General features: G+C 27.5%; 6 protein-coding genes. All 6 read right to left on the reverse strand.

Annotated features, from left to right (window positions below; genetic code table 11):
* Positions 1-14: 14 nt before the first annotated feature.
* A complete protein-coding gene (locus B3J31_RS07375) occupies positions 15-2,942 on the reverse strand; it encodes an insulinase family protein (RefSeq protein WP_150844356.1) in 2,928 nt (975 codons plus the stop codon).
* Between the two features lie 269 nt (positions 2,943-3,211).
* Positions 3,212-8,605, reverse strand: coding sequence for a diguanylate cyclase (locus tag B3J31_RS07380; protein ID WP_346873844.1), 5,394 nt, complete (start codon positions 8,603-8,605; stop codon positions 3,212-3,214).
* A 211-nt stretch (positions 8,606-8,816) separates the two neighbouring features.
* A complete protein-coding gene (map, locus tag B3J31_RS07385) occupies positions 8,817-9,683 on the reverse strand; it encodes a type I methionyl aminopeptidase (protein ID WP_346867560.1) in 867 nt (288 codons plus the stop codon).
* Between the two features lie 178 nt (positions 9,684-9,861).
* Positions 9,862-10,509 carry an amidase domain-containing protein gene (locus B3J31_RS07390; protein WP_150844359.1) on the reverse strand — a complete coding sequence of 216 codons (648 nt, stop codon included), beginning with the start codon at positions 10,507-10,509 and terminating at the stop codon, positions 9,862-9,864.
* 87 nt (positions 10,510-10,596) lie between these two features.
* Positions 10,597-11,472, reverse strand: coding sequence for a DegV family protein (locus tag B3J31_RS07395; protein WP_150844360.1), 876 nt, complete (start codon positions 11,470-11,472; stop codon positions 10,597-10,599).
* Between the two features lie 240 nt (positions 11,473-11,712).
* Positions 11,713-12,519, reverse strand: a complete 807-nt coding sequence (locus tag B3J31_RS07400) for an acetyl-CoA carboxylase carboxyltransferase subunit alpha (RefSeq protein ID WP_035134571.1) — start codon at positions 12,517-12,519, stop codon at positions 11,713-11,715.
* Positions 12,520-12,522 lie beyond the last annotated feature (3 nt).

The following is a 12,522-nucleotide window of genomic DNA, read 5'->3' on the forward strand; positions in this document are numbered from 1 at the left end:
AAATTTCTCCCCCCTTAGTTAAACACATTTTCTAAGTTTTTAAATACATCTTTATTTTCTTTAATCTTACCATCATTACCAAGAACCACTATATAATTCATCTTCATAACATCTGCTACTAATTTTGAGAAGTTATTAATATCCTTAACTGTAGTAGATAACACTTCTTTCCTTTCCTGTTGTCTATCCACCTTAGATATTCTTCTTATATAATAGCTAACTGCTGCATCTCCTGCCATGGATGGAGTTAATTGCATATCTAGTTCACTTATAGTTCCTATAATGTATTTTAGCATTTCTCTATCTGTAGTTGTAAAATTATCCAAGTATTTAGCTGCATTATCATAAGTCTTTAAGGTCTCTTTTATATTAGGGTCTCTATAACTAGCAAACATAAAATTACCACTTCTAACTATATTAGCAAAAGCTCCATAAGCTCCACCCTGTACTCTAACTTTATTCCATAGATAATCCATGCCAATTATAGTTTTTAGCACTAATAACTTTCCTGTGTATTCATATCCTAATTTTTTATAGTTATATCCCTTTGCCACATATTGAACATTAGATGGAGTAAGCATTCCTTCATTTTTGTTTTCTTCATGGAAGCCATACTTGTTAATTTGTACTTCTTCATCAGATAATACTTCTAATATTTCTGAAATATTCTTCTTTACAGCATTAACCTCTTCATCTTTACCAGTTACTGCCACTAATAAGCTATTTTTATTAAATACCTTATTCATTATAGCTTGAAATTTCAAAATAACAGTATCTATTCTATCATCAAAGTTATTTTCTATCTCCTTTAAGAATTTATAGTACTCATATCCTGAAGTTTTTTCTATATATTCATAAGCAGGAGAAAAATAAGCTCCTAATCTTGTAGTTGCAACTTGATGTCCTCTATCCATAAGCTTCATTTCTATTCTTGATATTAAAACTCTTATAAGTTCTCTTATTCTCTTTTTATCTTCAAAGGATGTATTCTTAATTATATCTGCCAATATTTCTAAAGCTCTTGGAACTCTATCTACTACTACACTACAATGTCCTTCAAGGTAAGTACTATATCTAAGAACATCTTTACTATCACCATATACTTCATTTTTAAAATATATTCCACCTGTATTAATTAGTATTTCATTAGATAAATCCACATAACTATAGGTTTTAGTATTAATTTTTCCTAGTAGTGTGGTTAATAGACTTAGATAGGAAATATCTTCTTGTGCTATGGTTCTGCTATCAAACATGAAATCTAAGTAAGCAATTTTACTTGTAAATGCATCATGATGAAGTAGTTTCACTCCGGAAGCATCCTCCTCTATAACACCTAATTCTTCAACTTTCTCGTCTATATCATCTATAGATAATACTGGTATTGTTTCTAATATTTCCTCTGGATCAGGAGTATTTTGTCTATTTATTAAAGACTTTGTTTCATTAATTATGTCTTGTATTTCCTCAACAGACAGATTTTCTTTATATTCCATTAATCCAGTTCTTAATTTTTTATCCTTTTCATCTGCTAAACCCCTTTTAGGCGCTAACACTATTAATGAGCTATGATTATTGTTTAATATATATTTTTCAATTAATTGTTCAAAATAATTTGAAGTTAGTGCTTTCTTTATTTTTTCCATATTTTTTTCATATTTTAAGTGAATTAACGGATCTCCATCATGTAGCCAGCTATCCATAGCTGTCATATAATAGAATAACCCTTTAGGCATGCCCTGAAAATCTGCTTCTCTTAACTTAAATTCTGTAATGTTTATGCATGCCTCTATTAGTTTTTTATCAATTCCATTTTTAACCAATGATTTTAATGTATCAAACACTACATTCTTAAATTCTTCTTTTTTGCTTGCATCACTATTTTTAAGTACTATACTAAATACCGGTTGTAGAATCCCATTATCAAAACTTCCATATACATCCTTTCCTAGGTTAGCATCAAGGATTGCTTGTTTTAATGGAGCTCCTTGAGTTTCTAATAAAAGATATTCTAAAACACTTAGACTAATATATAATTCATCATTAGTACATTCTCCAGTAACAAAGTTTAATGCCATGAAAGTTTTTTCATCTTCATTATCTTCATTAGAAATAGAGTATTCTGTTACAGCCTCTTTCATTTCTTTAAAAGGCTTCTCTGGTAATATTTCAGCATCAATATCCTTTTTTTCAAAATTGTTTAAGTAATTGTCATTAATAAATGCTAATCTCTCATCTAAGTTTCCATCTCCATATAAGAATATATAGCTGTTAGACGGATGGTAGTATTTACTATGAAATCCTAAAAACTCCTCTTCAGTTAAATCTGGTATGAATTCTGGATCTCCACCTGATTCAAATCCATAGGTATTATGTTCAAATAAAGATTTTTGAATTCCTCTCATTAACACTCCATCTGGTGATGAAAATGCTCCTTTCATTTCATTATAAACTACACCCTTATAAGTTAGCTCATCTTCAGCATTTTCTAATTCATAATGCCAACCTTCTTGCATTAAAATTTCCTTTGTATTATATATATTAGGATAAAATACTGCATCTAAATATACATCCATTAAATTAAAAAAGTCCTTTTCATTTTTACTTGCTAGTGGATATATAGTTTTATCACTAAAGGTCATAGCATTTAGAAACGTGTTTAATGATCCTTTTATAAGTTCTACAAAGGGCTCTTTTGTAGGAAATTTGCGTGAACCACATAATACACTATGCTCTAATATATGAGCAACTCCAGTATCATCGCTTGGTGGTGTTTTAAACCCTATTGCAAATACTTTGTTAGAATCATCATTTTCCAGATGTAATAATTTTGCCCCCGTTTTTTCATGTATAAAAACTCTAGCTATAGAATTTATTTCTTCAACCTTTTCTTCTCTATGCAACTTAAATCCATGATATATTTTTCCCAAATTATAATTCATCTTTCTCCTCCTGCTATTTTATTATTTTATCTTTTAATAGTACTACTATTATTTATCTCCCAAACTTTAATATTCATTATTATATTTTAATATAAATTTAAAATAACTTATAAGTACCTTTCCCTATGGAAAAGCGCTATAACTCCTACTTAAAGTATATCTTATATATACTATATATAAAAATATATACTTTTAAGTTTTTATTAATTATCTATTTATGATAAAAGGTATGAAACTAGCTCTCTAATTTCATACCTATAAATTTAATATTATTGATATTCTTTTAGGATTGGAACAATTATTTTACCTAAAGTATTAACAAAATTTAATTCATCATAAGTAAATTCCTTATGATTAATTGAAGCTGTTAAGTATATTACTCCAATTATATCTATTTTATCTTTTAATAAAACTATAATATTAGATTTTAAATCAGGAATGTTTTTAATTTCATCATATTCATCTATGCAATCCCAATCTACTCCACAAATATTTTCTCCTGAATTTATTGTAGCCTTAATCTTATTGTATTTACGTATTTCATCAAATTCATCCAGTGTTTCATCTATAGTTTTAGAATATCTATTGACTAATTCCCCTTGTTTTATGGTAAATAATGTACATGAATCAGCTTCAATAATTTCTGTAATTCTATTAATTGTAATGGCAATTTTTTCATCTACATTTCCCTCTGAATTAATCAAATCTATGAATTCAATTAAAGTTGAGACATTCTTATAGTCTTGATTTTCACTACCCACAAATATACCACTTAATTTATTTGTAGTGCTTATTTTAGAACCATAGGATTCTTCCCATACTCTAGTAGCATTACGACCACTATTTTTAGCTGCATATAAAGCTTGGTCTGTTTTTTCAATAAGCTCTTCATAGGTAGTCGTATGATTAGGATAATTAGCTACGCCTAAACTTACTGTTACTACTCTTTTATCTCCCATAACTTTTGCCTGATAAATTTTCACTCTAATTCTTTCAGCTATAATCTTAGCTTCCTCTATACCTGTATTAGGTAATACTATAATAAATTCTTCTCCACCATATCTTCCTACTGCATCATCTTGTCTAATATTTTTTATAATTACTTCACATATCTTACTTAATACTTGGTCACCCATTCTATGTCCAAAGGTATCATTAATGGTTTTAAATTTATCTATATCTACCATTATAGTTGAAAATTCAGAGTTAAAATTAAAAGATCTGTCTATCTGTTCATGAATAAATGATTCTAAATACCTTCTTGTTAATGTGTTAGTCAACTTGTCTATAGTAGAATTTCTTTTTATATTAAGTTTATCAATTATCATGTACAAAATTCTACCTATAGTTACACATCGATGCATTGTCTCCTCATTTATGTTATTTAATTTTCTTTTACTTTCCACATATACATATCCTAACACATCATGATTATAATCATATTTACTCATACCTCTACTATTTTTAGAAATTTGAGTTATTGGTATACACATAGCTGCTTTTATATCATTTTCGATATCATAACTTAGTATATTCCCATTGGCATCACAAATAACTTTTCTACTTAACCTAATAGGTATTCCCTTATTTCTAGCTATGTTAACTATAGACATATCATCTGGCAGTTCTACATCATTTCCATCACTTGACACTACAGAAAATCTATTATTATTCTCTATTATTATATTAGTTTTCGTTGCTAAACTAATATAACTTATATATTTGCATATGATGTCCATACTTTCTTGACTATTTCCACATAAGTTATTTAGTAAGTCCTCAATGCTGTCAATATCTGCAAGATAATCCTTAGATGAATCCTTTAAGGATTTTATAAATTCTTCATTTATAAAATCACTCTCTAATATGATTTGAAATAAATCTTCAATATTTTCTGTTGTATTAATATTTATTTGGTCTAACTTTATTCCTTTTCTTTGATTATAGTAACCTTTTATTTGTAATAGTATTCGAAAGCAATCCACCATGTTTCCTTGATTCTGTAAAAAAGATTTCCTATAGTTCTTAGGAACTTGCAATAATATATCCAGTATTATATCGCAGGCTTCTGAAATATATAACGCTGCTTTAGCCCTATTTCCATTCTCATAATAGGTATATCCTATTTTATAATATATTTTCCAGGATAAATTAGAATTTTTAATATCTTTGTATAGAGCTAATGCCTCCTCTAAGGCACCTATAGGCATAGATTTATCTATAACTGCTTCAATATATATTAAAGTCAACTTATTAAGATCAGACTTTATTTCATGTTTAAACTTTTTAATGTAATAAAATATTTCTGTAGCTACACCATTTAAGTCTTGATTTAAAAGTTGTAAAACTCCATCGGATAACATTGACACCCTTAAATCAACATATAATATCTTTTCACTAGCCTCAATTACCTCTTCTATACTTTTCATTTTTCTATCTAAAAGTATCTTGTTTATAATACAAAGTAGCTCCATTTTATATTTCATTAAAGAATTCGTATTATCAAAAGCCTTTTTACCTTCTAATAAATAATCCATAGCTTTTTGTCTATTACCAATTAAGGAATTCATATAATATTCTAATATATAGTATGGAACTAATTCTTGCTCAAAAATTGAATTTCTTTCTATATATTTGTTGCATATATCTATATATCTAAAACATTCAGAATACTTTCCTTGTTTATATAATGTAGATGCCATATATACATAATTATAAAAATTCATATATATCAATTCATTTTGAGTAGCTATATTGGAAGCCTTATTTAAATACCTATATGCTTCATCATAATTTACTAAAACATAACTAAAAAATCCCATATTAGATAAAGCTATTACTTCATAAAATTTATTTTGTTCAATCTTACTTATTTCATAAAGCCTCTCAAACCAATTCAGTGCTTCATCACCATATTGGTAATAGTCTCCATATATAACTCCAATGCTATTATATATTCTAGGTAGTGCCTTAGTATAGTTCTTTTCATAACATTCAGTAACTGTTCCTTTTAATATCTTTAAAGCTTCTTCTTCCTTACATTGGGCAATCAATGCATTACAATAACTATTATAGAAACCAACTTTATAATCCATATGCTCTTCTTTACAAAGCCTTATTCCTTCCCTGCATACATCTTTAATCTTCTCATACTCTCCAGTATTGTATGAGTTTCTCACTATTATTCTTAAGTATTCTATAGTGCCTTTTAAATAATCTACATTTTCTAGTGATTTTGATATTTCCTTAGTGTAGTTCTCAATCTCTTCTTCCATACACAAATCTATGTATATCCAGATCATTTCTACCATAATATCTATATTAGTAATTATCTTATCTTGAAACTTACATAGTTCTTGAGCTTTAATATAATATTCTAATGCCACACTTTTTTCAGATATACTATTGTATAACTTACCTAAATTCATATTAGTTTCTATTTCATCATTAATAAATTCATATCTATTTTCAAACTTATCAATGATTTGAAGAATCTTAAAACTATATCTTATAGCTTCATTCACACTGTTTATATTCTCTAATCTCTGCTCGTTTTTCTTATAGTAGTATATAAGTTTTCTACTAAGCCCTAAAATCTCAAGATGATAGATAAGTTCTTCTATATAGATATTTAATTCATCATAGCAATATCGTTCAAGTACTACTACAATTTTCCTATGAATATCTTCCTTTGTAGATTGCTCTAAATCCTTATATAGATAACTTCTTAAAAATTTATTATAAAAGGTATACACAAATCCATTATCGCCTATGGAACTATATAATATACCCTTAGCTACCAACTGATTAACTACATTATCTACATCACTTTCATTTGTTGTAAGTACATCTTTTAATACTCTTACTGGCATTGGTGTATAAAAGAATGAAATTATATATAAAATTTCATAGGATAGTTTGTCTACATCTTTTAATTGGGTTTCACAGACCTTTTCCATATTCACTGGCATATACATATCATGGTTATCAGGCTTATACCATCTACCATTTTCTTCGTTTAAATATATGATTTCTCTATTACATAAATCCTTTAAGGACTCTTCAATGAATAATGGATTTCCCATTGAATATTTATAAAATGTACTTATAAATTCATCGGATATCTTCTCAACATTTAGTATATTTCTTAGCATCTTTGCAGAATTGCTCTCCGTTAATGATCTAAGGTGAACATTTAATGCAACTTTGTCTGCAATGTATTCAATAAACTGTGTAAAATTATTGTTATTAAGGCAATCGCCATCCCTATATCCAATAATAATAAGAACATTAGTCCTAAAATAGGTGTTGTTCAACATATATTGAATTAAATTTAGTGTTAATGTATCATACATATTCATATCATCTATGATAATTACCCCTGGGTTATCATAGTAATACTCTTGTAAAAATGATGATATCTTAGCTATAAGTATAAGTCTTTCTTTATTTTCTAGTTTAAAATATCCCAAATTTTCATTATTATTATCTCCATAAATGTCTGGAGCTAGCAGCATTATTTCTTTCTTATATTTGCTAATTAAATTTTTATCTGCAATACTCACTATTTTTCTTAATAACTGTGCAATAGTAACCTTTGTAGATTCTTCTTTATTACTTTTCATATAAAAACATCTAAGTCTTTTATTTTCTTTAACATTCATAATGTATTTTATGTGTTTTAATAACCGAGTCTTACCTATTCCTATTTCACCATGAATTAATATAATATTTTTAGTTTCATGATATTTAACTATATGATTAATGGACTCCATAATCATTTTTAGCTCTTCATCTCTACCTATTAATGGGATATTAAAATTTAATTCTCTTTTTTCACTATTAACTTCATATTTAAAGTTCATGTTATATATGGAATTAACTTGTTTAATAATATCAAAAATACTATTTATTGAGTTATCTCTACTACTACATAGTTTATCTATTAAATTATATAGTTTTACTCCAAACAACTCTTTATATTCTTGTCCTTCATTACTTTCCATGTGTTTTGTAATTATTTTACAAGTTTTAGAATCCCTATATCTTCCTTTATTTTTTAATGAAATACTAATTAATATTTCACATAATCTATTTATATAGTATCTTTCTTCTTTAAATTTATTAGAAGTAACCTCTTCTATGTCTTCTGAATAACTAGCTATGCCTGTTTCTCTTGATTGTAAAAGTGTGGTTAATTTATCTTTTAGTTTAACTTTAAAATCTAAACTTACATATATATTGTCATCACTAAATGGAACTACTTTCATATAATTGTAACTTTGATTATGTGCTACTACACATATTTCTAAAAATACTTTAATTAATATTTCTTCAGAAATGCCTTCTACAGCATCTAGCAATAACTTGTAATCACTATAAACTTCTGTAGTGTAATAATAATTATCCATCTTATCTTTATTATCTACACTGTTTACTACACCAAAATCTAAAATTCTTATAACATCATTTTTTATAGTGGGTATTTTTTCATATTCAGATATACAATAATTAATTATCTTATTTTCTATATTAGAATTATTTACAACATAAATGTTTACCATAGACATGTTATTATTTATGTCTATGGCTTCATATACAGAATAAATTCTATTTTGGTTTAATAATTCCACTATTTTATATCTTTCATTAATTATCTTCATATTTAGTACCTACCTAATTAAAATAATATTAAGTTTAATGTAGATTATTGTTAAATAACTCCCAACTATCTATCTTTATTACATATTATACCATACAGCACCATAATAATGTACTTATACATTTTCTTAATGACAAAATAATTTCTTCTATTTTTAGACAAAAATCTTCAATTTAATATTAAATTTTAACCCTATTGTATACAAATATAAATTAAGTTAATATTTCATAACCATCTTCAGTAACTAATATGGTGTGTTCCCACTGAGCAGATAACTTGTTATCTTCTGTAACAGCAGTCCAGTTATCATCTAACACAACAGTTTCTGGTACCCCTTCATTTATCATTGGTTCTACTGTAAATGTCATTCCTGGTAGAAGAATCATTCCTTCGCCCTTTTGTCCTATATGAGGTACAAAAGGTTCTTCATGAAATTCATTACCTACACCATGACCACCATAATCATAAACTACAGAATATCCTTTGCTAGTTGCAAGCTGATTTATTGCAAATCCTATGTCGCCTAAAGTATTAAAAGGTTTTATTTGCTCTATTCCTACCTTTAAGCACTCTTTAGCAGTTTGTACCAAATCTCTTGCTTTATCACTAACGTTTCCCATGAGAAATGTTCTATTCGAATCACCATAATAACCATCTAGAATACAAGTTACATCTACATTAACTATATCACCATCTTTTATTATAGTTTCTTCGTCTGGTATACCATGACAAACCACACTATTTATAGATACACAGGTACTCTTAGGAAAACCATGATATCCTAAAGGGGCTGGATATGCTCCATGGGATACTGTATATTCATGGACCCATCTATTTACTTCTTCTGTAGATATTCCTACTGTTATTTTTTCTTCTACCATATCTAGTATCTCTTTAGTTAGAGCACAACTTTTTCTTATTCCCTCTATATCCTTTTGAGATTTTATAATTTCTCTTGGTATTTTATATCCATACTGTTCACTTAACTTTTCTAAATACTTATCTTGCTCCATATGACACTTTTTATATTTTAATCCACTTCCACACCAACAACTATCATTTCTATTTAATTTAACCATATTAACCTCCATCATAATTAACCTCTTACATTCATATATAAATCTATTACATAATTACTCTATTTTATATACTATATGTTTTACTTCTATTATACCACTTATTCCTTCTTACCATATTTTAATAGTAAATAATAAATAAAAAAGTTTTGTAGAAATACATCTACAAAACTTTAAACAATTAAAAATGATAAATATAAATACGTCTTCCCTTTTTGTTCTTTAATAATTTTAAGTATTCGTATAAAGATACATGCTTTCTATTTAATGAATGCTGAGCTATAAATAAGTCATTTCTATTTAATGCTACATTAAACTCTTTAGCATGTACTACTTGAGAATGATATATTTTTTTGTTATTGTCTGCATATTGTATAACATCACCTATCATAATATAAGTATATAGTTCATCAAACCTAGCTATTGCTTCTTCTACTGTTAACTCCTTAAATTCATCTGCCATATTATTTCCTTGGCCATCTTTGTTTCCCCAATATTTTCTAAAGTATTCCGCACTTCTCCATGTCAGGGAAACTTTCTTTAAAGCCATTGGATCTTTAGTATAACAAAACCAATCTGTAAACTTTCTATAATCTGCCCCCTTCATTTTCATTCCACCTGCTACTAAAACTTGACTTATAAAATTAGTACAGTCATTATCCTTAAATACAGGGTATTCTTTTAAATTGGGAGTCTCTGCATAAGCTTCAGCATAAGCCTTTGCTCTCGCTCTATTATATACATAGTTTTTTCTATTGATTATCTCATCTTTAAGTTGGGATTTCCTTTTGATCCTTTTGATTATTTTAAGTAGTCTTATACTCTTCATAATCAACCTCCCATCTTAAATATTAAAGCTAATTAGGTTCTAATTTAACCTCTATAATACTTATATACTCACAATCTACTGATTTGTTTACTCTTCTCTGCCATTACCAACAAAAAATAGTGCTAATAATCCTGCTCCAGTATGACTACCTATAGTCGGTCCTAAATTATTAATTATACAATCCTTAACTCTTCCGCTTTTTCTACAGAACTCTTCTAACAACTTTGCATCTTCTAAACAATCTCCATGAGAAATAGTTATTAGTTGTTCTTCTCCTATACTTCTTTCCTCAAATTTTTTTACAAGCTCTAGCATAGCCTTTTTTCTACCTCTAACCTTACTAAGAGGTATTAGTTTCCCCTCATTATTCATATGAAGTACTGGTTTTACACTAAGTAAAGTTCCCACCGTTGCAGCAGAACTTGATACTCTTCCACCTCTTTTTAAATGTTTTAAATCATCTACTGTAAAGTAATGATTTATTTTTAGTTTTATTCCTTCCGCAAACTCAACTATTTCTTCTTTTGATTTATTTTCTTTCATCATATCATAAACCTTATATACTAATAATCCTATTCCCATACTAGCAGATAATGTATCTATTATAGTTATATCACAATCTGGATATTCTTCTTTCACACTTAAAGACGCATTTATTGCATTATTTACAGTTCCTGATAACCCTGAAGATAGTCCTATATAAATAATTGCTTTTCCTTCTTTTACTATATTTTTAAAAGCTTCTTCAAATTTATATACGTTAATCTGGGATGTAGTATACATATCTCCAGCTCTTAAACCATCATAAAACTCTTTAATATCCAAAGTCTGACCAAAATAATCCTCTATATCTCGGCCTTTGAAATTACACCCAATAGGTAAACCTACTATGTTGGGTTGATTTATAAATTCAATAGGTAAATCACTACCAGAATCAACTACTAAAACTACTTTGTTATTCATATATCATATTCCTCTCATTTATAAATTTATCTAGCTTTTACTACATTCATTTTATATACTTAATTTTAATTATGGTCTCTTCTATATTATAATAGCTAGTTCAATTATTTATTTAATTATATATTAACAAAATAAAATAAGACCAATTATTATTAGTATTATAATCATTTTACTATAAGTTAAAACAATTTACATCAATACTATATTATAATTAGTCATATATTACCATATTTTATTAGTTTATTCTATATATTTACCTAATTTTCTAAACTTATAATATCTCTTAGTCAATAAAGAGTCTACAGGTTCTTTACTTAATCTTTCTAATACTTCTTTTAAATTTGCTTTTATACTTAAAATCATTTTATTTGAGTCTTCCTGTGCTCCTCCTTTAGGTTCTTTGATAACCCTATCAATAACTCCTAAACCTAATAAATCTGAAGATGTTATTTTCATTATTTCAGCTGCCTCTTTAGCTTTAGTAACATCTTTATATAAAATAGATGCAAATCCTTCTGGAGATAAAATTGAGTATATAGAATTTTCAAGCATCCATACCTCATCAGCAACAGCAAGTGCTAGTGCCCCTCCACTTCCACCTTCTCCTATAATCATAGAAACTATAGGAACCTTTAAATTACTCATAGTCATAAGGTTTTTAGCAATTGCTTCCCCTATACCGCGCTCTTCTGATTCTATTCCACAAAAGGCACCTGGAGTGTCTACAAAAATAATTACAGGTCTTTTAAATTTTTCTGCTTGGAGCATAAGTCTTAATGCTTTTCTATATCCCTCTGGCTTTGGCATTCCAAAATTTCTTTCTATATTTTCTTTAGTACTATTGCCCTTTTGTATTCCAATAACTGTAACACTTTTATTTTCAAATTTAGCTATACCACCTACTATGGCACTATCATCGCCATAGCCTCTATCGCCTTTTAACTCTATAAAATCCTCAAATATACTATTAATATAGTTAAGTGCTGTAGGTCTCTTAATACTACGTGCTATACTTACCTTTTCCCACGAGCTAAACTTGTTATCCATCTA

The sequence above is a fragment of the Clostridium sp. UBA5988 genome, from assembly GCF_002435615.1.
GTDB classification, from domain to species: domain Bacteria; phylum Bacillota; class Clostridia; order Clostridiales; family Clostridiaceae; genus Clostridium_J; species Clostridium_J sulfidigenes.